Origin of the sequence: Massilimicrobiota sp. An105, assembly GCF_002161155.1 — a bacterium.
Lineage (GTDB): Bacteria > Bacillota_I > Bacilli_A > Erysipelotrichales > Coprobacillaceae > Allocoprobacillus > Allocoprobacillus merdigallinarum.
Map to the genome: position 1 here is coordinate 23,593 of NZ_NFLY01000012.1, position 24,606 is coordinate 48,198.

The following is a 24,606-nucleotide window of genomic DNA, read 5'->3' on the forward strand; positions in this document are numbered from 1 at the left end:
ATCCATTGATTGTTTATAATATATTTAAGTATAAGTAATGAGAGGATAATGAAAAATGTCAATAAATAGTCAATTTAAAGGACTGGATATGGAAGAATTGATTGGTAAACCATTAAAGGCTAAAGATGACGCTAAAATAATGTTTGACCAAATGATAACAGAATACATTCAAGAAGTTGAATTTGAAAAACAAAAGGAAATCAGAAATGATCAATTTGATTATACAAAAGAAAATGAGAATCCTGATGAAACAATCATTAATAAAGATATAAACATCGATGCCCCATTGCGTACAATTGTTCCAATTCCTCATCTACAAATCGATCCAAATTATATTGAGTTTGATATGGAAATCAAAGAAAGTAAACCAGATGAGAATTCTTAATGATAATGTTTTCATTTAATATATGAAATAAGAATTTCAAAGTGCTTGAGTTCACTTACAATCAATAAAAACCACTCAATATCAGAATAGATAATCTCTATAATAAAATTGGAGAGTAACTGAGATTCAACTTAATTCCTTCTCCAATTTTCATATACAAATGGTCATATATTATTTCTCATATTTTAAATTCTTACATATAATCATTTCTATTAAACTCAAAACAATTCTGTACTATAAATCATCAATATATAAAATCTATAACAAATAACTAACCTAATTATCTTAATCATTTTAAATGAGCACCGTTTCATCATCCTTAAAACTAACACTATTTTTTAACGTTAATTCCCAAAGACAGGACTTACAGATATTGTAGAAAAGAACAAAGTATTCTTCAAAAGTTGTTGAAATATCATTTCAAAATTTCACCTTTTAAAAATATGTATTAATTTTTTTATATATTTTAAAAGTAAAATACTATATTTTCTTAAATTTGGAGATATAGAAAATAAAAACAACTCAATACATAATCTTAAATTTCTTTTTTTAGAATACTTCTTTTTGTAATATTTTATTTTCTCTTTAATGAAATTTTTATCCCATCTTTCATCATCATAACCATTCATCAATTTATAAATAATCTCATTAATAGTTGCATCTACACATTCACCCCATTGTTTTTGTTGATAAAAACGAAGTCTACTTTCTAATGCATCTATAATATCAAAATGATCATAATATATCCCCTTTATTCTCGTTATACTCATATATGATAATCTATAAAAATATAATTTAGTATTTAAACAACAAATACTATTCACATTTTCATATAACAAATGAAATATAAAAGCATCTTCATGTATTTTTCCCTCTTTAAATCGTAAATGTTTAAATATATCTTTATGATATAATTTTCCCCATGATGGTATAAATAAATAATGATATGATTTTCCTAAAGATTTTAAAACATCGGTACCACTTAAAAAGAATAATTGATATGAATCAATATATTGATCTATAATTTCATCATCATGAACATATCTTAAATAATCACATACAACCATATCTACTTGATACATTAATATTTCTTTCAATAATAATTCTAAAAAGAACTTAGAAATAGTATCATCAGAATCAACAAAAGTAAGATATTCACCATTCATATGATTTAATCCCATATTCCTTGCAGCAGATAGACCCAAATTTTTTTGATGGAAAACTTTAATTCGAGAATCCTTTTTTGCATATTCATCACAAATGTCACCACTACCATCCGTACTCCCGTCATCTATAAGCAAAATTTCCATATGACTATAAGATTGTAATATAATAGAATTTAAACAATCTTTTAAATAATCTTTAACGTTGTATACAGGGACAATTACACTAATTAAAGGTATCTTATTTTTCATGATGAATTTTTCTCAATAATATATAATGCTTAAAGATAAAAAAGAAAAGAGTTGGACTTATTATGTAAATGAAATAGCCTATTTTCATCTTCCAAGATAGATAATAAAACGCTGCAAAAGAACTATACTGATGAACATATGTTTTTAATCTATTTTTATTTTTATTCCAAACCTTATAATTGTTTAAATATAAATGCGAAGACAAAACTAATACTTCTTGTAATACAAAAGATTTAGAATACATAATTTCTTTTTTCATATCATAATGTTGATTATATTCTTTTAAAAGTTGCAAAATTTTTTCTTCTATCTCTATTGTAGAAAATCTTCTCTCATCAAATTGACATCGTGTAAGAGAATTATCTGATGGATAAATGTGATATAAAACTTGCTTAATATTCCCAACTTTTTTAGCATGTTGATAAACATGTACCAGAAGCATATAATCCTCTATATAATAATAATGATAATTTTCTAAAAGAAACTTTTTAAATAAATTTGATTGAAATGCACGTGTGCATAAAGAACCACCATACCCTTTATATCGCGAAGAAACTAAATGCTTTAAATAAATAGAAGAATCATTGTCATAAGGTAAAAAATTTTTTTTGGCGTCTTTACTATAAAATCCAAATTCCAAAATATCATAATCTTTAATATTTTGATCTATAATCTTTAAATATTCCTCTGTAATACAGTCATCTGAATCAACAAATAATATATATTCCCCTTTAGCATTCTCTATACCAATTTTTCTAGCAATATAAGGTCCGCTATGTTTAATTTTTAAATAGTGAATATGAGGTGATAAATAATTTCTAATATGTTTCTCCGTTTGATCAATCGATCCATCATCAACAATAATAACTTCAAAAGGAATATTAAATATCTTCTGTTTAAGAATACTATCTAAACATCTATCTATATATTTTTCACGATTATAAACAGGTATTATAAAACTATACTTTATTTTCATCTTATACCTCCTTATTTAATATTTTTGAAATTAAAAAACTAAGAAATGCATAAACAATAAATCCTATACTTACTGATAAAATTAAAAATTGCCAAGTCTCTCCATAGAATAAAATTTGATAAACAATTAAAAACATAACTATTCCTGAAATATTATTTCTAAAAATATATTTAAATACAACTTTCCATTCAAAATTATTTTTACATAGTATAAATTGAACAATCAAAACAGAAAGTTCTGCAAGTACAGTTCCCCATGCTGCTCCTAGAGCATACCAATAACGGATTAAAAACATATCTGCAACCAAATTTACAATTCCACCTACAACTAAAGATAATATCCATATATTATCCTTTTTATTTGGTAATAAATATCCATTTCCAATCACATTAGAAAAACCAATAATTGGTAATGTCAAAGACAAACATTTAACTATGTCAGAAACTTTATAAAAATCTATTCCAAAAAAAAGTTCAACAAATATATGACTTATGGCTAATAATCCAAAAAAAGAACCTATACTTAAAAATGTATTTAATTTAAACATTATATTTATATATTGATTCTGCTGCTCATACTGCTTTTGATGCGTAACATGTGATATTCTAGGCATCATAACTGTTGAAACGACACTAAATAATGCAACCGGTATAGCAATAATTCTTTCGGCATAAACATAAAATCCTAATTCTGCATTTGTAGACATAATACCTAGTAACGTTTTATCCATTTGATGATATATATTCATTGCCACTATAGGTACAAATAGTATTATCATTTGTTTTAAATGATACAAAATTTTTCTATGGTCAGGTTTAATAAATGTTATATATTGGGTTAAAGCTATCCATGTTAATAGTTGACCTATTAATAAAGTGGATGCATTAATAAATAAATATAATCCTATATCGAGATTGCTATGAACAAATAAAAATATAAGTATAATACAACATACTTTCATCAAAACATTTCTAAAAATAGTAATTTTAAATTTTTCAATACCTGCATAAAACCAACTAATATCAACAATAGTTGCTAAAATATTTAATGAACTTATTAAATATAAAATTTGATCATTTTTGTAATAAAAACAAAAAAATAAATATATGACGAATATTAGACTTCCTACAATAAAATGAACAAAAAATATATCCATAAAAATTTGACTAAGCTTTTTTTTATCATTTCTCACAAATGCAATTTCTCTATTCCCATATACAGAAACTCCTAAAGAGGCAAACAATATAAAATAATTATTAATATTAGATATAAAAGATGTTCTTCCAATATTTTCAGGGCCAAAAACTCTTGCTAAATATGGAGATAAAATAAAAGGAATCATCATCATAAAAAATTGATATCCCATTTGATAAATTAAATTTTTTTTAACAGAAATATTTTTCTCCCCCTTTGTTTAATTATTTTCCTTTATAACTGCGAATAAATAATTTTAAAGCACTTTTAAAAAACTTTGATTTATTTTGTCAACTCTTGATATAGTTTCCCGCTAAGTATGACACATAATTTTCTTTAAATACATTAGATATACCTTTCTCTAAATCATTGATATTTAAAACACTACTAACTTCAACCAAAGATTATTTAATGAATGTATTTTAAATTTTAGTTATTCATTTTCCTATTTTTGACCAACTCAAAAGATATAACAACTTGATGATTTTTTGACAATCTGATTCCAAACTTATTCTATTCATAAATGTTATACCTCTCACTAACCAAGTTCTTGCCCCAAACTAAGTTCGCTCAACATATTTGTGAATGACTCCATTAAGCTTTTTTACTTAATCAAGTCCAAAAAGAGTATCACCAGAGCAACCATTCTTATCACATGAAACTGTAATACTTTATGTAGTGGTTGTCATGCATGTCACAATATCCTGAATTCATAAAAGTTGTACAGTATACATCAATACAATATCAAGAAATGACAGAAGAATTTATAAGAGGCTATTCAAGAAAAGGGATACCATGGGTATATCTTGAATCATTTCATGCATTAATCAAGAGAGAATGGTTAAAATTCTATAAGATTAGAAATTATGAAAAGCATATCAATTGGCATTTGAATATATTGAAAGATTTTACAACATGAGTAGAATATATGCTCATTGTGAATGTCATTAACCAAACAAATATCAAAAAAACAAGAGTCAACACAAATCAACTCAAATAACTTTTATGATAAATTCTGCAATTAAAGTTATCATATACACATATTAACCCTCCTTTGATAATGAGAAATCATATTTCAACTTGTTACAACTTATAGACTATCACCTAACAGTTTTACTCCCATAAATAGAATGATCAAAAAAACAGCTACAATAGTCATCAAAGAAAGAAAACATTACTGATAATCTTCATTGTAAGTTGAATAAATCAATGCAATAAGCTCCAAATCGCTTCTAAAAAATCGCACTTTATCTTGTCCAATCCAAACAATTTGTCCTTGCCATGTACAATGTTGTCTATACATAACCTTAACTGTAAAAATGTTTTGACTTTCCATCGGAAATTTCAATGATTTATCCAAATATCTTTCAAAATTACCTGAATTTAAATCTTGATATTCTAATGGAATATTGATTGATTTATAATCTGAGACAAAGCTTCGATTTTTTTTATCATATTTTGGAATATTAAAATCTTGCATGATTTTGTCCATAATAAGGACTAACTCTGTTAAATCATGAAATTGTACGCTTTCCTTTAAAACTGGGCTATGCAGATCTCCACATATTTCACATTTTTCATGTGGAAATATTGCAATTATAAAATACATATCTTTTGTAACAAATGACATTTTCCCAACTCCTCTCAATATAAAGTAAAAAATGAACGATAAAGTTGAACATTTTCGAGCGTTATTTTTTACATGATTTTTTGTATAAAATCTTACATTTTTATTAGTTTTAAGCCCTTTTTGAACTCAATTTTATTATAAAATCTATTGAACGATAATGTCAACTTTTTGCATGCAAAATTATAAATTCACATCTCTGTGTGACTGCTCGTATGACCACCTTAGAAATGTATTTTGAAAGATACATAATATTTTAACTACCTGCCGAGAATTAATTTCACTATTTTTCACTTACCTTTTACTTCATTATCTTCCCGTATTTGAACATTTGAAGCATTCATATATCAATAAAATAAAATTATTTATTTTATTTTTCAAGAACAAAACAGATTATATATTGACTTATTTATTTTATATAAAAACAACTTTTCTATCTTCATAATTCATAACTTTATTATTGATTATGCAAGCTGTCAAATAACAAAAACAAAAGGTAAGAATCACATAATTCTTACCTAATTAATTTCATATGCACCTTTAATTAAACCCTTATTTTTTTGATATTTTGTCATGATTGTATACATAATACAATAAATAATTAATGCTGCAACGATACCCAATAATGCTCCACTTGTATCAATTAAACAGTCTGTAAAACTGGCTCCTCTACCATCTACAAACATCTGATGAAATTCATCAGATAAAGCATAAATAAAACAAAATAAAGCTGATATAAACATTCTTAATGTCATTTTCATATTAAATGTAAATAAAACAATCATAACGTTTATACTTAATATAAAATAGATACTCATATGAGCCAGTTTTCTAAAAAACAATTCTATTAATGCATAATGTTCAGGTGTAATAGATATTCTTAAATCTTTACCTGTAAAATGATAAACAGCTTTATTAAAGACCTGTACACAAAAATCACTCAATTCATGCGATGAAACACCCGTATCCATTGAAAATCTAAAAATAACAATCATCCATATTAATGTTGTTAATATTGCAATAATTCTTAACCTTACTTTTACTTTGGGATTCATTATATCCCTCCTATCTTGATAGCATTATAATGATCTTTATCATAAATATCAAGAAATTTATTCTTAAGAATTTCTTAATATGAATCATATAATATTATTTTCTATAAAGAGGTATTAAAAAAGGATAAGTCAATATATTAAATACTCTCCGTGAATATATAATGAATATGAAAGAATTACTTGAAGACTTAGTCGTACATCAAAGTCATTAAGTTAAGATTATAAATCAAGGTAATCCAAATCTCCACGAACCTGTATTTTTTTGGATTACCTCTCAATTGAATCAGTACCTTAACTTAACCATTAAATCCAATACCCCTTTAACCTAATGACATTGCTCTTCTGTTTTGTTTTTTTATTTGAAAACTTATAACACATTTTATCATGTAAATAATAATTAAAAACTATAAAATAGAGTTAATCATTTTCAATAATTCTAAAGTGCTTCTAAAATACTGTGTTTCAGCTTGATTAATCCACTGAACTTCTCCTTGCCATGTAAAATTCTGATAATACATCACTTTAATCAAAAATACATTTTGACTTTCTTTAGGATAATATAAAAAAGCATTTAAATACTCTTTTATATTATCTTGATTGATTTGTTGATAAGATAAATTCTCTACAATATTTTGGCTTTGTGTTAAAAATGTTCTCATATTTTCCAAATCAAGAATATGCCATTCCCTTATCAACTGATCCATTATCAATACTAATTGTGTTAAATCATGAAATTCAAGACTATTTTTTAATAATGAACTATGTAAGTTTCCATATACTTTTTCATTTTGAGAAGAAAGTATAGAAACTGTAAAATACATATTTTTTTGAACCATAAACATATTTAACTCCTTCCTATACATCATAAAAGTCGAACTATAAATTAGCTATTATCATCCTATAAATTTATAATAAAAACAAGCTTTAAAAAATGAAGAAGTCTACATTTTTTCTTTCCCACTTTAGTATTAAAAATAGTAGATATATAACATCACCAAAAAACGACTTATGCTTGATGGCTATTTTCCACTTATTTATAATCATTTTAAATTCGTAAAATTCAAGGCATTTACCAACGTTCAATACAAAGTAGTACTTTGTTTTTTTTTGCGTAATCACTTTAAAAAGCATTTTAACAAATATCCTATATTTTAGTAATCCAACTAAAGTTAATCTCATTCTTTTTCTAAAATTTTTTATATTATAGAAATTATTTCAAACATTTTTTTATCTTCCAAATTATATACTTCTTTGGTTAGTAGCAGTAATGTCTTCTTTTTATCTTTATTTGATATTCTCTTATTCTATTTGTACAATATGAGACAAAATCTATAAAACTAAATCGACAATAAAAGTATCTGATCAATAATACTTTTGATTTTTTGTATATCCATATCCAAAATTTGTAAAATAAACATGAAATGTGCAAAAAACTCATAGATTTATCAAACAACTCATGAATTCCCTTAAAATGATATAAATCATTTTAAGGGGGAAAAAATGAAAATTACTTTTAATTTTGACAGAAATATTTCTAGAAATGAAATTATATTATTTATTCATCCTAACTATAAAAATATATGTAAAAACTTTAAAATAAAAATACGAGAATCCTTTCAGCTCATTCAAGTCTACGATGATCAAAATAATATGTATCCTATTCCTTTGATTTCCATTCTCTATATTGAAATCGTTGATCGAAAAATATTTGCATATACACAAAATCAACAATATATATTACATATGACATCATTAAAAGAATTTCAAAGAAAAATCAAAAGTAAAGATTTTTATAGAATCAGTCATTCTGTACTTGTTAACAAAAATAGCATTGTCTCTATTAAAATTATTGGCGATAAGAAACGATTGATATTATTGACAAATAATGAACATTTACAAGTCAGTAGAGAATATGCTGATAAGAGTGATCATCTTGTACTCAACTTGTAACAAAAAGCAACCATTGCATGAAGGTTGCTTTATAGTTATCTTTGATTATGCACTAAAAAAATTCATTTTCACTTTGCATAATATAGTTTTGAAAAACATTCATATCATGACTCTGATTCCATTTCTCCAACATATCAAAATAAATATCATCCTTATCATAGTGGATAGTTTGTGGACTTTTATCTAACATCTGCAAGACTTTACCTATGTTTTGACTATTTGCAAGTGTATCTTCTACACGATTTTGTAAGATTGTCAGATAAGTAATGTCTTTGATAGCAAAACTGATTTGCTGATGAATATTATTGATGTCTTGATCATAAGCACTAATTTGTTTTTTAATGTCTTCTATTTCCATTTTTAATCTAGAAAAAGAATCATAATCTGGTCTTTGCTCATGAATATATTGATCACTTAAATCTCTTCCACCTGACCATAAAGCTAATTCAGTTTCAGATAAAACATTAAGAGATTCTGCCAATTTATCAGCAAACTGTAAATAATATTCATTGGAATTTCTAACCACTGTTCTGATATATTCCTGTTTTTTGTCATCTTCTAAATTCTGATAAATATTCTGGCATATAAGTCTTTATTCTTCATCCTGGCAATATTTATTCCAAAATCGATCATTCACATCAAACATTTTCTCTGCTTCATTATTTAACTCATCTTATCTCATGACCCCTTGAGTAAGTAAATTCCACACTTCCTACGCTTCTTTATCTGTTAAATGAAGTTTTTCTTTAAATTGGTCATATGAAGGATGTTTTGTACAATGATCCTTATAGACATTTTGAAATTGTTGAACATCATATTCTTCTCCACTTATTTTTTTCATATAAATCTTCTCCTTTATTTTTGATTATCAATGATATATCTTTGATACTACTATCATAAAACAAAAACCTCATGCATATAGCATTTCTTGTCTTATTATACAAATTTCATGATTAAACAACAAAAATCTTCATTTCATAAGATAAAAAAAATCACTACAGATATTAAATCTCCATAGTGATTGTTGTACATATTCTCTTTTATTGTTCATTTAAAACACTATCAATTCTTTCTTTGACTGCCTGTAATTCACCATCAGCAGGATAGAAGTAATATTGATAATAATTTGTTCTGACTTCATCATAATGCCATTGGTATTCTCCCTCAATAGAGTGATTTTCCATTGTTTGAAGTTGAGGTAATAAATCAACTACAATTTGATAAGCTTTGATAAAATCTTCTTTAGGAAGATTTGTTGTAAAATTGTTTTCTAAAGAATCAATAACACTCATAGCATGATCATATGTTGGCTCTTGAGCAAATTTTGTAAAGATTCCTTTGATAAGCTCCATTTGTTGATATCCTCTAGATCTTTCATTTAAAGGAAGCATTTTTCTTGCTCTTGCAAATATTAAAGCTTTTTCACCATCCACATCGTTATATCCTTTTGTAAAATGATAGCCACCTGCATCATATGTATAATGACTATAGACTTGAACTCCACCTAAAGCATCCACAAGGTCAGTCAGTCCATCAAAATTAATTTTTGCATAATAATTAATATCAATATCTAAAGCATCTTCAATACTAGCAATAGAGGATTGAATACCTCCCCACCATCCACTATAAGATAATTTACTACTTGCATCTTTACATGGGATATAAACAAATAAATCTCTTGGTATGACTTGCATATTGACTTTTTTTGTCTGAGGATTAACTGTTAATAAAATATTAACATCTCCTCTTCCTGTTGAATTGATATTATCTCCAGAAGACAAGTCTGATCCTTGGAAATAAATAGTAAATGGTTCTTTAGAAATATCTACTTGTTTTGTACTGGCTGCTTCTATTTCATAATCTTTTGATAATATAACTTTAATATTTTGATTATAGTTTTCATCTATTACTGATAAATCACTTTTTCCAATATTTGTTAAAACTAAAAGATCAACTTTTTTATTTTTTAAATCACTATAAGCTTTTTCCATGTTTTGATATGGTTTTTCTTTTTTTACAGACTTTGAATGTTCTTTTAATATTTCTGTTGATTTTTTATATGCCTGATTATCATCTTGGCTATAAGCCAAGATAAGATCAGAAAAAGATTGATCTTGTGTAATATCTGAATCTTTTAAAGCCACAATTTCAACTGTTTCAAATTCTTTAACATCAGTTACTTTATCTGTAAAAGTATTTACTTTATTGATACCAAAAATAACAACACCTAAACATAGATTTAGAACAATTTCTAAAACAAGTGCTATTTTTGGTATCTTATAATGTGCTAAAGCTAATAAAACAACAATTACAGTAAATACAATCAAACTTACAATAAATAACATCGTTGATAAATATATACTGATTTGTGTCAAACTAAATAATCCTAATACTACAAAAAGGAATAATAATACAAATGTTATTTTCGCTAGAATAGATGTTTTAATATAATGAAGATATTTATCCATAATAATTCTCCTAATCTTCCATATCTTTAATTATTGATACACATTTATCAACACTACTTTGATCAGGAATCATATAGTATAATTTATGATTAGGCATATAAGCTCCACCTGTCATCATAGCTCCATGTCCTTCTAACTGTATTTGTTGGATGTCCCACTTAGCCATATCACTTAACTGCATCTTTAATAGACTTGTAATTTCTTGAGAAGTCATGTTTGTTTCAAATGAACCATTAATATTTTCTAATATAGATGAATAATTTGTAATAATTGCTGGTGACATCATTTTATTAAGCATTGCTTCTAATACTTTTTGTTGATTTTGAACACGATGATTATCTCCACTCTTATATGAATATCTTTCTCTAGAAAAAGATAATGCCTTTTTTCCATCCATCTGATTTACACCTTCATGAATTCCTAATTTTGGAATATCTTGATCTGAATATACTTCTATTCCTCCAAGTGCATCAACCATTTGAATTAATGAAGTAAAGTTCACTCTTGCATAATAGTTAATATCAATATCTAAGAAATTTTCTAAAGTCTTAACTGAGTTTTCAACTCCTGCAAGTCCTGCATGTGTCAATTTATCCTTTTTACTCATATTTGCAAGTGTTACATAATAATCTCTTGGAATACTCGTCATTAATATTTTTTTGTTTGTTGGATCTACCGTTACAATCATATTGACATCTGATCTAGATACAGTAGAAACAGGACCTGTTGTATCTATTCCACTAATAAAAACATTGAATGTATTTTGTGTTACACTTACATCTTTTGAAAAATCTTCAACTTTTTCTTCAATTTCATATGTATATAAAACTCTTGTCTTTTCATGAAAATCTTCATGAATTTCATCAAACAATGCTGATTGTGCTTCATTCATATAGATACCAACTGTCTTTTGATCATATAAATCATTAGACATCTGTACATAATCTTCTTGACCTTGAATTGAAAGTTTTACTTCTTTATTTAATGCATCTATTGCTTCAGCCATATGTTCATCATTAACATTAGCTTCAATATTTTGATTTTTCAAATCACTTAATTCCTTATATGAACTTTCATCTAACACATATAATGAAATACGATTTGTTTGAACATTATCACTTGTAACATTCTTTAATGTACTCTGTCCTTTATTAACTACAAAACATCCCATAATCAAAACAATAATAATTAAAATACTTAATACATGTCCTATTATCAATCGAATTTTTTGAGCATTTTTTATAAGAAAACACACACCTAATGCACATAACATTTCAGCTATAATAATCAAAACATTATATAATAATGGCAATACATTTAATTGTATTAAAAAAATTGTAAAAATAACTGAAATAATGATTTGAATTATTAACATTACTTTCCATTGCACAAAGTTTTTTATTATTTTTTTTAACATAGTTAATTTCCCTTTCTCATTATAAACAAATCTATCATACATGATTTATGCAGTCTTTACAACCCATTATCATTTTATAATAGTTTGAATATTTCAATAAACTGAAGCATAATGATAACGATTTTACAATGGTATAATTATTAAAAATATTCATCTAGCTAAACCTTAAATAAAGGTAAATTATTAGCTAGACAAAATAATATACAATTCTTATATCACGTTTTAACAAACACTACTATAAATTGACAATCATTTAATAAATGAAATATACAAAATAAATTAGTTATCTTCTTATAACATATAATTTAAAACATAAAACTCTAATACAAGATTTCATCCGTATTTAAGTATGCCCAAACAAAATATCACAAGAAAAATAAGTTATTTTTGATTAAATATAATTGTCTATAGTTCATCTCAAATATTAAATCAAATATCTATACCTCTATATAATTAAAATATTCTGCAGTTATTACTACAGAATAGCACATCAATCAGATTATCATACAAAATTCAAATATAATGTTAATTATCACAAAAGCTACTATTAACATTACAATATAAATATTAAAACGAGTAAAAAGATTTTAATTCTTCTAAATTATTATCCTAGATTTCCTCATTAGCGGAAAACGAATATATGGTAAGTATATAATAGGTATAAAAATATTGCAATATTTTTATACCTGGTAGCCTGTCAATATTTCAGACTAATTAAACATAAGAAATTTAGTTAACGAATTGATTGATAATTGCAATGTGAATGTATCCTTTTGGCATTATAAAAACCTTCTAGATATTCAAATACCAATCTATATGCCTGTGCATAATCTTGGATGTTAAGCCTATTTAACCATTCTCTCTTAAGTAATGAATGATATGATTCGATGCAAGCATTATCCCAAGGATTACCTTTTCTAGAATAGCTGCAAACCAATCCCTTAGTTAATTCTTTATAATAATTTGAAGTATAGTGTATTCCTCGATCACTTTGAATAATAACTGGATCTGCGCTACTTCTGATTGTTTTAGCCCTTTTTACACATTCTAATATTTCGCTTACTTCCAATGTTCTACTTAGTGTCCATTCTATTATTTTTCTTGAATAAAGATCCATTACACTATTTAAATATAAAAAACCATCATTATTGGTCCAAATATAAGTTATATCAGTGCACCACGTTTCATTAGGTGATTTTGGATTAAAATCTCTATCCAAAATATTTTTTGATTGACCACTTCCCACATGTTCTTCAAACTTTTTATGAAAAGAACATAATCACACAATAAATCCAATACATAGGATTTATTGTTATATCTTAAAGATTTTACGTATCGTTTTCATGTTAAAATATCATCAAGAGGTGATGATCATGGCAACATATAAACGTAAACCAAAAAAAGATTCTATGATTGAAATTATCAATACATACAGTAATGACGAAGATGCATGTATTTCATTTTTCTTTAATCTTAAATGGCCAACTGGTTTCTATTGTGAAAAATGTGGATGTACACATTATTTGTTTTCTAATACAATTTTTGAAGGTAATAAATTGCCATTATTTAAATTGATACTCGGTATGTATTTATTCTTTTCATCTAATAAAGGTATCTCAGCACGAGAACTTACTTCTTGGCTTGATATTAACTATAAGAGCGCACTTAAACTATATAGAAAATGTCGTGTATTGATGACATTGTCTAATAGCGAACATATACTTGATAGTTTGTTTTATGAGGCTGATACAGCATATATTGGTGCAAAAACATCGAATAAACCTGGACTGTCGACTGATCAACAGTCCATTTTTGTTATGTTGTCAACAAATAAGGAAAACAGCTATCCTAAATATATCAAATTAGCTGTTATCCCTACAGATAATAAGTGCTATATGACTAAATTTGTTAAAATGAATGCAAACCTGTCTAACGATAGAGTTCTTAACACTGATGGTAAGACAACGTTTAGTGAGTTATCCAATGATATTCAACTTAAATCAGAGAAGATTAATTACAAGGTATTTACCATGGTGTAACAAAACAAGCATTACCTTTATTTTTACATGAACAAGAGTGGAGATTTAAACGCAAACAATAGGTCATAATGTATTAAATAAAATAGCAAACTCTATTAGAAAATCATTCCCAGTAAATTCAAAAAAATTATCTTATATTTTGGAATTATCTAAGCAATATTTTGCATCATGTGCTTGATGGTCAATCAAAATATTTTTTTATTTATTTGTATAATCGCAATCTTTTGTAGTGATAGTATATGGTTTTATATAATGCGCTTTGATCTTATTTTCACGCATTATATTACTTACATATCTTTCACTTATTATTTCTCCTTCATTTTGAAGTATCTTGGTGATTTTAGGTGCTCCATATATTTGTTTTAATTCATTATATATTTCCTTGATTCGGATTGTTGCTTTAGCTTTTCTAATTTTTTTCTTTATACTTTTCTATTTAAATAAGCACAAAATCCTGATTTACTTAATTTTAATTTTTTAGCATACCGGAAATAGAAACTGATTTATCATTCAAAGCTTTTTGTTTAACTTGTTTATATAAATCTTGCTTATTTATTTTCCAAGTATGCCAATAGCCTTTTTTAAGACATATAAGGAATCTTGGGTATCTTTAAGTTCTTTTTTTAAACGAGCAATTCCTTTTGCTTCATCATTAGCGTAATTATCACTACCACGAGAATGAATGATGCCATCGAGCTTCTTTGATTCATTTATGGAAATACTATCAGCTATACCAAATTGTTTAGCAATGAAAAATTTTAGATTCTTCAGGACGATCAATTACATATTGTACGACTCCTTGTCTAAATTCATCTGCAAATGCTGTTTTTTTTCATTGTCATATTCTTCTCTCTAATTTTCGATTTAAGCTTATAACATTGTACCATATGAATTGCTTTTCTTCCATTTGACTAGTCTATTTTTTATTCTAGCATCAAACTCTATTCAAAAAAAAACTAAAAATCCCGAATAAAGTTCGGATATTGCTTTACTTTACAAGCGAGATCCAGCGCCCATTAGAAATTATTTGTGAAGGATTTCTTTAAACTTTTCAAAATATATATTCCCTTCATTAACAATCTTTTTCATTTTAGAAAATGTCTCATTACTCTCCTCACATTTTGAATTCAGAAATGCCTTCATTTTAGGTTGTATCCAATGTGTACCATCTAATCGTTCCCTATCACGAATATCACCATAGCACACATCTGTAAATCCTGGGATACATCCAAGTGTTAAAAGCGCATGTCCATTATAACAGTGAGTTTCACGGCACTTCCCTATAGCATAAAACTTGATTGGTTTCGATATATCATCATATACATTATAGCTAACTCGACCACAATAGCATTGCGTTGTATCTCCGGTTGCAAAATTTACAAGCATTGACCACGCACCTGCGTAGCAATATTCATATCTCTTCTCATTAAATATTGTCATTTTGAATTTCCAAAATTCACTGTCAAATTGCTCCCAAGTCTTTTTATATTCATCTATTGTCATTGAAGTCAAGAAATCATGTTCAGATTTATCGTCACGTGCAATTGATAATTGAGGTAACGCACCAAAGTGTTCCATTGAAAATTCTTTTACATCATCAATATAAGGAATCAACTCATCATCTGGGGTAATTTCAACATTTGCAGAACAACCACATGACCATGCTCGTTTAACATTCTCTGCAAAAACATTTAACAGGCCCTTTTCCAACAATTGCAAATAATGAAAAGAACATTTAAACGTAACTCTTTCAAGAAGCTCCTTATCCCACTCAAAGATTTTTTCCAAGACAGGAGTTATTGTCATATTAGTCACAATCTCGGCATAATGCCCCAGTTTGACAATCTCATAGATGTATTTGTCAATATCCTTTGTAAGCAAAGTCTCTCCATCTGCACAGAAATTAAAGTAACACACTCCACCCATACGCTCCTTCGAAAAAGCCTTTGCAATATATTCAGGCGAATACTTAATATCCGCTTGTTTTCCTTGATAATATTCATCTCGATGCGTCAAATAGCAATATCTACATCGGAAATTACAGATTGATGTAGGAATTGCACATAATACTATCTTTTTAATTTTATCCATATAATTTTCATCTCCTTAATATCTTTTTACATAGTAATTTACGCTCAGAAGCATTCAGTATTACCATCAATGCAGTAATCACGCTTATAATACCAGCCACTAAAATTGAACATATAAGTAAAAACCATCCACTAGGTTGAATAATTTTTTTTACCAACATACAAACTACAAAAACTAACACAGACAAAACACACGATTGTAATACATCTTGGTAGAATACGTACCATTTCAAATTAAGTAATTTTGCTGAATACGGAACCGTTATCACAAGATTTCTTATTATGCTCACTACTGAACTTCCCCCCGTAACTGCCACTAACCCTAAATCAGTGTACTTAAGTAATAAAAAAACGACTGCAAAATTAACTACACCGCCTAACAAAACACTAATAGAATTTAATTTCAACCTATTTGTAGTAGTAAATACATTGAACAACACCTGCGGACCTGCAAAAGGAATAAGCATCATGCATGATAAGAACGATAATACTGTTAATTGTGATGCATCCATTGATGGAACCCATAATGAATAAAATTCCAGTCCGTAAACACATAAAATTACAATAGGAATACACGTTAATATACTTGAACACTTCATAGCGTAACGAAGTGAAGATATTATTTTATTTTTATCCCCTTCTGCATATGCAATGGTTAAGTTTGGTGAAAAATTTGTGTTTACTGTTGCTCCCAACTGAATTATTGTATTAGGTATTGTTTTAGCAATGGATAAAACTCCCATTTGAACTGGACTGATAAACAAATTACAAAGCAAAAGATCTAATCCCGTCATTAGCAAATTTCCGCATTGTGTAACTGTATTCCACACCCCAGATGATACCATTACCCATACTGCCTTTAAATCGAAATATTTTATATCAAAAGAAATATCTGGCATTATTTTTTTCTTATAAATCAAAAATACAGGGCACAGAGCACACGACAGTACAACTGCTACTAAACTTACATAATAAATCTTAGGCGAAAAGGCAGTAAATAAAATTATCAACCCTCCTGCATTTACTACTGTACGAACCATATTAATTATATTTTGTAAGTATTGTACGTTCTTGACGTAAAATGCTATAGAGAAAACACCATTGATTTGAGAAACAAAGAAATTAGCAAATACCAATGCAAATAATAACTTTATATGGCTAACAACAGCCGTTTCAACATTCAAATAATTGTCTAACTTTATAGAAAAAAACATAGCGGGTACTAATAAAACAGCAATAATGATAATATTTCCCACGAGAACAGATGAATAAAATTTTCTGCAATCATCAAACTGTTTCTTACAATACGCAACAGTAATAAATCTACCTGCCATAGAATTCAATGCAACTGTAATCAAAGTCGCGTAATTAATAAAATTATTTGCAAGTTGTGTAAAACCATTTGCCTCCTCACCAAAGTTACTTACAATATATGGTGACAAAACAAAACTAATAACCATAGACAATATCATTGCTATTAAACTTGATGCTAAACTTAGCATAGTTTTCTTATTTTGATTATCTAACTTCATTGCTTAGAATCCCATTCTACACCATATAACTTTTCTAATGGATATTGGAAATTCCATTCATAATTATTCATGTCTACTAATTTTTCTATAGCATCTTCAATCTCATCAACCGTGTTAACGATACAAATATATGGTACATCTTTTATCCATTCATACGTACCACTTACTTTTTTACTAACATTATCGAAACAAATGCATGGTGTTTTGGTAATTAATGCAAATACCATAGCATGGAGTCTATCGCATATTAAAAGCTCGGCACCAGCAAGTTCACTCCATTTTTCCTCAAGCTCTGATATTCTTGTGTTGTATCCAACATCATGATTAACAATTGTTGTAAACTCCCGACATTTCTTTTCTTTAAAAATATCTTTAATTTTTTGTAAACTAATTTCACTAACATTTTTTTCTTTATCTTGGCGAAAGCACATCATTATCCCATCACGTTTTTTTTGTTGTACCGCTGGCGATAACGAGAGTACTATATCTGGAACAAACACTACATTGACAAACGGAAAAATTGATTGAAACAAATCAAATGATGCTCTATCTCTAAGCATTACAGTTAAATCTGATGCTTTTTGGTATGCTATTCTATTTTTTTCTTTGCGTAACTGCCCTTCTTTTGTCCCATCATAAAAACAAGTTTGTGGGAACACTATAATTTTATTTTCAGAAAAAGTTTCTATAATTGATGTGATTTTATCATCTTCATGTTTCCAAAGTGTACCTAAATTTCCTCCTCCATCAATTATTATCACATCATCGTTATGAACAAACTTTTTCACAATATGTCGATACGAAACATAATAATTATTTGGAATTTCAATAATTTTTTTATTTGGAATTTTTTTTGCCAAAAATTGATGTTCTGCATATACTATTGCCTGATCACCCAAATTACCGTGTGTTGGTGTTGCAAGCATAATTATTACGTTTTCCTGATCTTTTCTCACTCGAAACAAACTCCAGATTTTAAAATGCCATTTAAGGCTTCGCAATATTCTAATTATCCACATTGTTAATCTCTCCTTTATCATCATAAAAAACGTCGTATTGCTATGTATATCCTTGGAGATATCTTGTAGCCTAATCGATATAGCTCTCCTCTAAAAGTCAATTGTTTCCCTTTTACAAGAGCGTGTATTTCTTTATCACATCTTCTATCAAACATAAAAGAATCACGAGCCAAATAATCAAATAGAAAAGTATATGACATTTTTGCCAACTTTTTTTCCAAAAGTGCATCAAAAAACTGAGCTCGATGATAAAGTGCCCAAATGGCATCATTATTTTTTAAAGTACCCTTAGTATGTGTAATACTGTGTGGATTTTGATAATAAGCATACAACTCCCTATTTGATACAACAACCTTGTCAGCAGAATATAAGAATTTTGCTGTTGTTGCCTCATCCTCATGTTTTTTCCCAACGGGAAATGGATATTTTCTCACTATGCTCGTTCGAATTAATTTCGCACAAGCAATGACTAACGGAACATAATACAGTTTCTGTTCCAACAGTTTGCAGCAAGCCTCTCGACCACTCATTTCAGTTAATTCAGGTAAAGCATCGTTTGTTTTTCCTTCGAAAATATCCTTCTCAGTACGATAAAAACAGATGGTAGCTATGTCAGCATTACAATTGAAAACTAACGAATATAGATATTCTATATAATCATGAGATACATAATCATCTGAATCGATGAAAGTAATGAACTCTCCGGTTGAACATTCCACTCCAAAATTCCGAGCCTCTGATAAACCACCATTGTTTTTATGCAGTACCTTAATCCTTGTGTCTGTTTTGGCCAATTCATCACATATATCTCCGCTTTTGTCCCTTGAACCATCATCCACTAAGATTATCTCTATATTCTTATATGTCTGATTTATGATACTATCCACACATCGTTTTATATATGATTCAACATTATAAACAGGAATTATAATAGAAATCTTACAATCATTCATAATTTTTTCAATCCCTTCTGTACTACTTTTCATTTGTCCTTTTGCCATCTCTGAGATGCTTTAATGTATAGTATATTTTCGCCACAACAACAGCTAATGGGACACTAAAATTTATCAACGCAACAAAAATTTTGTCGAACACACTAGTAACTTTCATTGGGTTACTTTGAATTCTTTTTTTGATATAATCCAAATATTTTTTATTCGAATTATGAACGGATACAGAATAAAACATTTGCGTTGCTTGATACAGATCAAGACTATTGATCATATCTACTAATTCTTTCGATTCTCCGACTTGTTTTAAAGCCCAATCGTTCATTTTGAAACAGTCCAAGTGCTTTTCGTTAACAATTTGATGTGTTACAGAATCATCTCTAATATAATAGATATACCCACCTAACTGAGAAAGCATTATTTTTTTACTCTGCATGCAACACTCAAATGTAAATTTCAAATCCTCAGATACACTCAATTGATTATCAAATCTAATCTCTTTGAGCATAGATCTTTTGAATATTTTTGTACAAACAGAGTTGTGAATCAACTTGGGATAATAAATATACCGTATGCTAGCAATCCCGCCATCAATAACCTGATCTTTTTCAACTACCTGAACAACTTCTGATTGAGCAGACTTCGATTCAATAAAATTACACTGTACAATATCGTAATCCCAATCACGCGCTAATCTTAGCATTTCAGCAAATATATTTGGAGCTACACCATCATCCGAATCAACGAAAGCTACATATTCACCCGTGCTTTTCTCTATACCAAAATTTCTTGCATTTGACACTCCACCATTCTCGATGTGAAATACCCGAACACAATTATTCTCTTTTGCATACTTGTCACATATATCGCCACTTTTGTCCGTAGAACCATCATCAATGAGCAAAATTTCATATTTATCAATCTCCTGATGTAAAAGATTCTCCATGCACCGATCAATATATTTTTCAACATTATATACTGGTACAATTATACTTAACATATTCATCACATTACCTCGTCTCCATAATTTCTGTTCTTCTCTAAACGAATTTACATTTTAAAGTTAAACATACAGTAACCTTATACTCAAATATTTGGGATATTTTCCTTTTTCAAACCCATTTGGTAAAACAACAATAATGGAATCCAAAAGGAAATCCCCAAATGATTCGCAATAATTAGATTAATAAAAATATAGCCAAAGAAATAGAATAACATTTCATGTTGTTTTTGCTTTCTTAAATTGCGAATAATCTTTAAAAACAATAGACAAATCGGCACAAAACCAACTATACCAAAATGCAATAACAACGTAAATAAAGTATTATGAGCATCACTCACATGCCCGGCATAGCGAGTAAGAATATCCATGGTATGCGTTGCTCCATATCCCAAAATAGGATTCTTGACAAACGCAAGCAAAGCTGCCCCCCAATGGCTCAACCTCTTAGCATTGGATTCATCTCTTAAAGAAGAAAAATCAAAGCGCGCTATCGACTCTTCTGAAAGCACGTTTGGAAGTATTGCAATAAAAACTATTATCAATAATATAAGTATCGGTGTTCTAAACTTCCCTTTACTATTTGTCACAACACCAAACACAGCTATCAACAGTGCAACGAAAACAGCTCGTGAACTTGCCATAAAGATTGCGAACAAGATAATTAATTCGAGTAAAATAAAAACAATTTTATATTTTTTTACTTTCTGATTCAATATGAAGTCAAGTGCAAAAACAGCTCCAATATACATAAATGCAGAAAGGTAATTAGGGTCAATTTCCATATTATTGAACATCTGTATTGTAAATCGGTAAGAACCAGGGTAATAAAAATGATGCTGCTGTGTAATTACAAAATAAGCCATAATGGCGGATCCCACAATAAATGCCCACTTCAAAAGACATATTTCTCTACTATTTAGTTTAGAATTCAATCCTATTATCATGAACATAATCCATATAACATAACTCAGTAATGTTCCTCTATCTATACTATTAATAAATAAAACCGACATTGTTAGCATCACAAACAACGGAATAAACATCTTGTTTACCACTAGCCTAAATCTTCTACGAAATAACTCTGCAGCAATATAAAGAACTATGAAAACATAATAATCAGCAATAAACAGTGCTTTATGATTGTTTACTACACACATTGAAATTTCCAAAAACAAAAACCAGATTCCTAAACGTACTCTATTATCTACTTTTTTATGATTGATCGAATTAGTCATATACAATACATCTTTCACCCAAGCAACCTCTCTATCATATTTTTTGTATTTGAATAATCATATCCTGCTACTTTTAGTATATTGCAATAATTATCCCGAGCAAACTCATTTTTACTATTTACAACAAATTCAGCCCATAAATCATCATTGGACTTTAAATCAACAAATTGGACAATATCCGTAACAGCAACCTCGTCTGTGATTTCACTAGACAAAACACATGGCACTCCCGCACATTGTGCCTCGATTGCAGTTAATGGAAGGCCTTCGAACAATGAGGGCATAAGCAAAACATCCAATGCTGAGTAAATTTGATTTACATCCGAACGCAATCCTGCAAAAATCACATGCTCCTCAATTCCTTTCTGAGCAACACTTTCCTTAACGCGAGATGTTAAATCACCTGTTCCCACGAATAAAAGTTTTGCGTTTGGTTCTTTTAGTAACACAGTATTAAATATTTCCACAACTCTTAAAGGGTTTTTTTGTGTTGATAAACGGCCAACTACACCTATTAACAAAGTCGTATCATCTATTTCAAATTCTCTTCGAATATTGTCTGCATAAGATTTTTGGAACGCAAAACGATCACATGAGATGCCATTATTTATAATAATTAAATCCTTTTCTTTTTTCTTACCAAATAGAGCAATCCCAGCTGCCTTGGAACAACAGAAAAATAGATCTGTATTATCAATCACCTTCCGATAGTTCAAAATATCCAAAACGTGATTAGCACAATGAAAAATCCATTTCCCTGTACGCTCAAACTTAGTGCCATGAGAATGTGTAATAATTTTTGCTGAAGTATATTTTTTTCCATATAGTTGAAATTGATACATACTTGTTGAAGAAGTATTAATCCACACATAGTCAAAACATGGATGCTCCTTAAAATAAGTTTTCACATTAGAAGAAAATCTCAATGGATTTTGTTTTCTAGACGGAATAACATCTATATGATACCCTTTTGCTATATATTCATCTGCATAAGCACACTTTTCACCCATGCATAAAAAAGTAATATCAAATACTTCACTACCATCTTCAAAAAGCTTGTGGAACAATGTTTCTATTCCACCTACAATGCTTGAAACTCCAACGATCAATAATTTTTTCATAACCAACTACTCCTTTGAAAACATTTTACAAAAAAGACAATTAATTCTGTCATCTTATAATTAATACAAAACAACGTTGCTAATATTTTTCTACTAAAAGCCATCGGAGCAACAATTAAAACAAAATAATCTTTCCTTAAACGCTTTGTCAGTTCCTTAACTATTTCTTTCTTTTTAAGTTGTTCATCAGAAATACCATAATACGCAATTTTACAAAGTAAAGACAGACTACTTCTAGCACACTTTACTGCACCCATTTGTCTGATTCTACCATACGTCTCACACGATGATAATTTTTTTATTTCTTCCCCAGCTATCATTAAGTCAAAATCACGTTTTTTTAGCCCAGATTTAGTTATTGAACCATCATTACGATAATAATAATGCTTCACAATAGTTGAATCTATCATCATGTTAGCTTTACTTAGAACCTGATATTTCCATACAATGTCTTCGTTAATTCTTCCAACAGGAAATCTAAGCTCACCAATAATATCCCTTGTATATAGACAATTCCAAGCAGCATAATATCTATCGCTTTTTGTTGATTGTATCATCAAATAATCAAGAATATCTTTACCGCGTAATATACGAATTTTTTCTTGATTTGTCACACTTTGCCCTACAACAGAAGTAATTACAGTTGCATATTGTACGATATCTACTGGCTTTGATTCAATAAGAGATAGGCAATATTCAAATAAGTCATTTGCAACCCAATCATCACTATCTAAAAAAGATATATATTTTCCTCTTGCAATATCTAATCCAGCATTTCTTGCAGAACTGAGACCCCCATTTTCTTTGTGTACAACTCGAACTCGTCTATCACACATCTTATATTTGTCACACATTTGGGGCGATTTATCAGTCGAACCATCATCAACCAAAATTATTTCTAAATTTTGATAGGTTTGTGATAGTATACTCTTCACCGCCCTATCCAAATAAAGTTCAACATTATATACAGGAATTATCACACTGATTAATGGTGAGTCCGATTGAAATATGTAAGTTTCATTAATATTCATTATTTTCCTCATTTCTATCTACTTCGTAAACATTTTTTTCTATTAATATAAATGTCTTAATAATATGCCAACTCAAGACGCTTAAAATCAATAAGATTT

25 protein-coding genes are annotated in these 24,606 nt (G+C 28.2%); 4 read left to right on the top strand and 21 right to left on the bottom strand.

What is annotated here, in order from left to right:
• The first annotated feature begins 55 nt into the window (after positions 1–55).
• Positions 56–385 (top strand): DUF2589 domain-containing protein, encoded by a 330-nt coding sequence (locus B5E48_RS04925; RefSeq protein WP_087304271.1) that lies wholly within the window; start codon positions 56–58, stop codon positions 383–385.
• 428 nt (positions 386–813) lie between these two features.
• On the opposite strand, the gene B5E48_RS04930 is transcribed toward B5E48_RS04925, so the two are convergent.
• The 3 genes from B5E48_RS04930 to B5E48_RS04940 are packed head-to-tail and all read right to left on the bottom strand — an operon-like array spanning position 814 to position 4,172.
• Positions 814–1,800, bottom strand: a complete 987-nt coding sequence (locus B5E48_RS04930) for a glycosyltransferase family 2 protein (protein ID WP_087304272.1) — start codon at positions 1,798–1,800, stop codon at positions 814–816.
• Complete coding sequence (locus tag B5E48_RS04935; RefSeq protein ID WP_087304273.1) at positions 1,790–2,776, bottom strand: glycosyltransferase family 2 protein; 987 nt, start codon at positions 2,774–2,776, stop codon at positions 1,790–1,792. The genes B5E48_RS04930 and B5E48_RS04935 overlap by 11 nt, the downstream gene beginning before the upstream one ends.
• A gap of 1 nt (position 2,777) precedes the next feature.
• Positions 2,778–4,172: an oligosaccharide flippase family protein gene (locus B5E48_RS04940; protein WP_343286327.1), complete on the bottom strand. Its 1,395-nt coding sequence runs from the start codon at positions 4,170–4,172 to the stop codon at positions 2,778–2,780.
• A 489-nt stretch (positions 4,173–4,661) separates the two neighbouring features.
• Between B5E48_RS04940 and B5E48_RS04945 the strand changes: the two genes are divergently transcribed.
• Complete coding sequence (locus B5E48_RS04945; RefSeq protein ID WP_087304275.1) at positions 4,662–4,889, top strand: hypothetical protein; 228 nt, start codon at positions 4,662–4,664, stop codon at positions 4,887–4,889.
• A gap of 255 nt (positions 4,890–5,144) precedes the next feature.
• On the opposite strand, the gene B5E48_RS04950 is transcribed toward B5E48_RS04945, so the two are convergent.
• From B5E48_RS04950 to B5E48_RS04960, 3 genes are all read right to left on the bottom strand, one after another.
• Positions 5,145–5,600: a hypothetical protein gene (locus tag B5E48_RS04950; protein WP_087304276.1), complete on the bottom strand. Its 456-nt coding sequence runs from the start codon at positions 5,598–5,600 to the stop codon at positions 5,145–5,147.
• 515 nt (positions 5,601–6,115) lie between these two features.
• Entirely contained in the window at positions 6,116–6,652 is a 537-nt protein-coding gene (locus B5E48_RS04955; RefSeq protein ID WP_087304277.1) for a VanZ family protein, read from the bottom strand.
• Between the two features lie 404 nt (positions 6,653–7,056).
• Positions 7,057–7,494, bottom strand: coding sequence for a hypothetical protein (locus B5E48_RS04960; RefSeq protein WP_087243405.1), 438 nt, complete (start codon positions 7,492–7,494; stop codon positions 7,057–7,059).
• A 658-nt stretch (positions 7,495–8,152) separates the two neighbouring features.
• On the opposite strand from B5E48_RS04960, the gene B5E48_RS04970 reads away from it, so the two are divergent.
• Positions 8,153–8,602: a LytTR family DNA-binding domain-containing protein gene (locus B5E48_RS04970; protein WP_087304279.1), complete on the top strand. Its 450-nt coding sequence runs from the start codon at positions 8,153–8,155 to the stop codon at positions 8,600–8,602.
• 52 nt (positions 8,603–8,654) lie between these two features.
• Here the strand turns inward: B5E48_RS04970 and B5E48_RS04975 are convergent, their stop codons facing one another.
• The 5 genes from B5E48_RS04975 to B5E48_RS04990 all read right to left on the bottom strand — a co-directional run bounded on the left by B5E48_RS04975 (position 8,655) and on the right by B5E48_RS04990 (position 13,733).
• Positions 8,655–9,128 carry a hypothetical protein gene (locus B5E48_RS04975; protein ID WP_087304280.1) on the bottom strand — a complete coding sequence of 158 codons (474 nt, stop codon included), beginning with the start codon at positions 9,126–9,128 and terminating at the stop codon, positions 8,655–8,657.
• Between the two features lie 186 nt (positions 9,129–9,314).
• The gene (locus B5E48_RS13950) at positions 9,315–9,443 is read right to left on the bottom strand and encodes a hypothetical protein (protein ID WP_255376262.1); all 129 of its coding nucleotides are present in this window, start codon (positions 9,441–9,443) and stop codon (positions 9,315–9,317) included.
• Positions 9,444–9,642: 199 nt separating this feature from the next.
• Positions 9,643–11,070: an LCP family protein gene (locus B5E48_RS04980; RefSeq protein ID WP_087304281.1), complete on the bottom strand. Its 1,428-nt coding sequence runs from the start codon at positions 11,068–11,070 to the stop codon at positions 9,643–9,645.
• A 10-nt stretch (positions 11,071–11,080) separates the two neighbouring features.
• Positions 11,081–12,487 carry an LCP family protein gene (locus tag B5E48_RS04985; RefSeq protein WP_241146926.1) on the bottom strand — a complete coding sequence of 469 codons (1,407 nt, stop codon included), beginning with the start codon at positions 12,485–12,487 and terminating at the stop codon, positions 11,081–11,083.
• 733 nt (positions 12,488–13,220) lie between these two features.
• Positions 13,221–13,733 carry an IS3 family transposase gene (locus B5E48_RS04990; RefSeq protein WP_087304283.1) on the bottom strand — a complete coding sequence of 171 codons (513 nt, stop codon included), beginning with the start codon at positions 13,731–13,733 and terminating at the stop codon, positions 13,221–13,223.
• Between the two features lie 127 nt (positions 13,734–13,860).
• Between B5E48_RS04990 and B5E48_RS13775 the strand changes: the two genes are divergently transcribed.
• Entirely contained in the window at positions 13,861–14,526 is a 666-nt protein-coding gene (locus tag B5E48_RS13775) for a transposase (protein ID WP_206407313.1), read from the top strand.
• 198 nt (positions 14,527–14,724) lie between these two features.
• Here the strand turns inward: B5E48_RS13775 and B5E48_RS14085 are convergent, their stop codons facing one another.
• The 10 genes from B5E48_RS14085 to B5E48_RS05045 all read right to left on the bottom strand — a co-directional run bounded on the left by B5E48_RS14085 (position 14,725) and on the right by B5E48_RS05045 (position 24,507).
• Positions 14,725–14,952 carry an IS3 family transposase gene (locus B5E48_RS14085; RefSeq protein WP_087304284.1) on the bottom strand — a complete coding sequence of 76 codons (228 nt, stop codon included), beginning with the start codon at positions 14,950–14,952 and terminating at the stop codon, positions 14,725–14,727.
• A 126-nt stretch (positions 14,953–15,078) separates the two neighbouring features.
• The gene (locus tag B5E48_RS13780; protein WP_206407314.1) at positions 15,079–15,306 is read right to left on the bottom strand and encodes a hypothetical protein; all 228 of its coding nucleotides are present in this window, start codon (positions 15,304–15,306) and stop codon (positions 15,079–15,081) included.
• Positions 15,307–15,549: 243 nt separating this feature from the next.
• Positions 15,550–16,617 carry a radical SAM protein gene (locus B5E48_RS05010; protein ID WP_087304285.1) on the bottom strand — a complete coding sequence of 356 codons (1,068 nt, stop codon included), beginning with the start codon at positions 16,615–16,617 and terminating at the stop codon, positions 15,550–15,552.
• Positions 16,618–16,624: 7 nt separating this feature from the next.
• Entirely contained in the window at positions 16,625–18,148 is a 1,524-nt protein-coding gene (locus B5E48_RS05015) for a lipopolysaccharide biosynthesis protein (RefSeq protein ID WP_087304286.1), read from the bottom strand.
• Positions 18,145–19,167 carry a polysaccharide pyruvyl transferase family protein gene (locus B5E48_RS05020; protein ID WP_158097259.1) on the bottom strand — a complete coding sequence of 341 codons (1,023 nt, stop codon included), beginning with the start codon at positions 19,165–19,167 and terminating at the stop codon, positions 18,145–18,147. The genes B5E48_RS05015 and B5E48_RS05020 overlap by 4 nt, the downstream gene beginning before the upstream one ends.
• A gap of 20 nt (positions 19,168–19,187) precedes the next feature.
• The gene (locus B5E48_RS05025) at positions 19,188–20,153 is read right to left on the bottom strand and encodes a glycosyltransferase family 2 protein (protein WP_206407315.1); all 966 of its coding nucleotides are present in this window, start codon (positions 20,151–20,153) and stop codon (positions 19,188–19,190) included.
• Positions 20,143–21,123 (bottom strand): glycosyltransferase, encoded by a 981-nt coding sequence (locus B5E48_RS05030; RefSeq protein WP_087304288.1) that lies wholly within the window; start codon positions 21,121–21,123, stop codon positions 20,143–20,145. Before B5E48_RS05030 ends, B5E48_RS05025 begins: the two co-directional genes overlap by 11 nt.
• Positions 21,124–21,203: 80 nt before the next feature.
• A complete protein-coding gene (locus tag B5E48_RS05035; protein ID WP_087304289.1) occupies positions 21,204–22,373 on the bottom strand; it encodes an O-antigen ligase family protein in 1,170 nt (389 codons plus the stop codon).
• Positions 22,370–23,476, bottom strand: coding sequence for a glycosyltransferase (locus tag B5E48_RS05040; protein ID WP_087304290.1), 1,107 nt, complete (start codon positions 23,474–23,476; stop codon positions 22,370–22,372). Before B5E48_RS05040 ends, B5E48_RS05035 begins: the two co-directional genes overlap by 4 nt.
• Positions 23,473–24,507, bottom strand: coding sequence for a glycosyltransferase family 2 protein (locus B5E48_RS05045; RefSeq protein WP_158097260.1), 1,035 nt, complete (start codon positions 24,505–24,507; stop codon positions 23,473–23,475). The genes B5E48_RS05040 and B5E48_RS05045 overlap by 4 nt, the downstream gene beginning before the upstream one ends.
• Between the last annotated feature and the right edge of the window lie 99 nt (positions 24,508–24,606).

What these genes read in the sequence shown, in the direction of transcription:
- B5E48_RS13950 (WP_255376262.1), bottom strand. Translation starts at nt 9,443, where the DNA reads ATGAAAAAAATAAGTGGAGAAGAATATGATGTTCAACAATTTCAAAAT.
- B5E48_RS04935 (WP_087304273.1), bottom strand. Translation starts at nt 2,776, where the DNA reads ATGAAAATAAAGTATAGTTTTATAATACCTGTTTATAATCGTGAAAAA.
- B5E48_RS05030 (WP_087304288.1), bottom strand. Translation starts at nt 21,123, where the DNA reads ATGAATATGTTAAGTATAATTGTACCAGTATATAATGTTGAAAAATAT.
- B5E48_RS13775 (WP_206407313.1), top strand. Translation starts at nt 13,861, where the DNA reads ATGGCAACATATAAACGTAAACCAAAAAAAGATTCTATGATTGAAATT.
- B5E48_RS04945 (WP_087304275.1), top strand. Translation starts at nt 4,662, where the DNA reads ATGTCACAATATCCTGAATTCATAAAAGTTGTACAGTATACATCAATA.
- B5E48_RS04970 (WP_087304279.1), top strand. Translation starts at nt 8,153, where the DNA reads ATGAAAATTACTTTTAATTTTGACAGAAATATTTCTAGAAATGAAATT.
- B5E48_RS04955 (WP_087304277.1), bottom strand. Translation starts at nt 6,652, where the DNA reads ATGAATCCCAAAGTAAAAGTAAGGTTAAGAATTATTGCAATATTAACA.
- B5E48_RS05040 (WP_087304290.1), bottom strand. Translation starts at nt 23,476, where the DNA reads ATGAAAAAATTATTGATCGTTGGAGTTTCAAGCATTGTAGGTGGAATA.
- B5E48_RS04930 (WP_087304272.1), bottom strand. Translation starts at nt 1,800, where the DNA reads ATGAAAAATAAGATACCTTTAATTAGTGTAATTGTCCCTGTATACAAC.
- B5E48_RS04950 (WP_087304276.1), bottom strand. Translation starts at nt 5,600, where the DNA reads ATGTCATTTGTTACAAAAGATATGTATTTTATAATTGCAATATTTCCA.
- B5E48_RS04960 (WP_087243405.1), bottom strand. Translation starts at nt 7,494, where the DNA reads ATGTTTATGGTTCAAAAAAATATGTATTTTACAGTTTCTATACTTTCT.
- B5E48_RS05020 (WP_158097259.1), bottom strand. Translation starts at nt 19,167, where the DNA reads ATGTGGATAATTAGAATATTGCGAAGCCTTAAATGGCATTTTAAAATC.
- B5E48_RS04985 (WP_241146926.1), bottom strand. Translation starts at nt 12,487, where the DNA reads ATGTTAAAAAAAATAATAAAAAACTTTGTGCAATGGAAAGTAATGTTA.
- B5E48_RS05045 (WP_158097260.1), bottom strand. Translation starts at nt 24,507, where the DNA reads ATGAATATTAATGAAACTTACATATTTCAATCGGACTCACCATTAATC.
- B5E48_RS04925 (WP_087304271.1), top strand. Translation starts at nt 56, where the DNA reads ATGTCAATAAATAGTCAATTTAAAGGACTGGATATGGAAGAATTGATT.
- B5E48_RS05015 (WP_087304286.1), bottom strand. Translation starts at nt 18,148, where the DNA reads ATGAAGTTAGATAATCAAAATAAGAAAACTATGCTAAGTTTAGCATCA.
- B5E48_RS04980 (WP_087304281.1), bottom strand. Translation starts at nt 11,070, where the DNA reads ATGGATAAATATCTTCATTATATTAAAACATCTATTCTAGCGAAAATA.
- B5E48_RS05010 (WP_087304285.1), bottom strand. Translation starts at nt 16,617, where the DNA reads ATGGATAAAATTAAAAAGATAGTATTATGTGCAATTCCTACATCAATC.
- B5E48_RS05025 (WP_206407315.1), bottom strand. Translation starts at nt 20,153, where the DNA reads ATGAAAAGTAGTACAGAAGGGATTGAAAAAATTATGAATGATTGTAAG.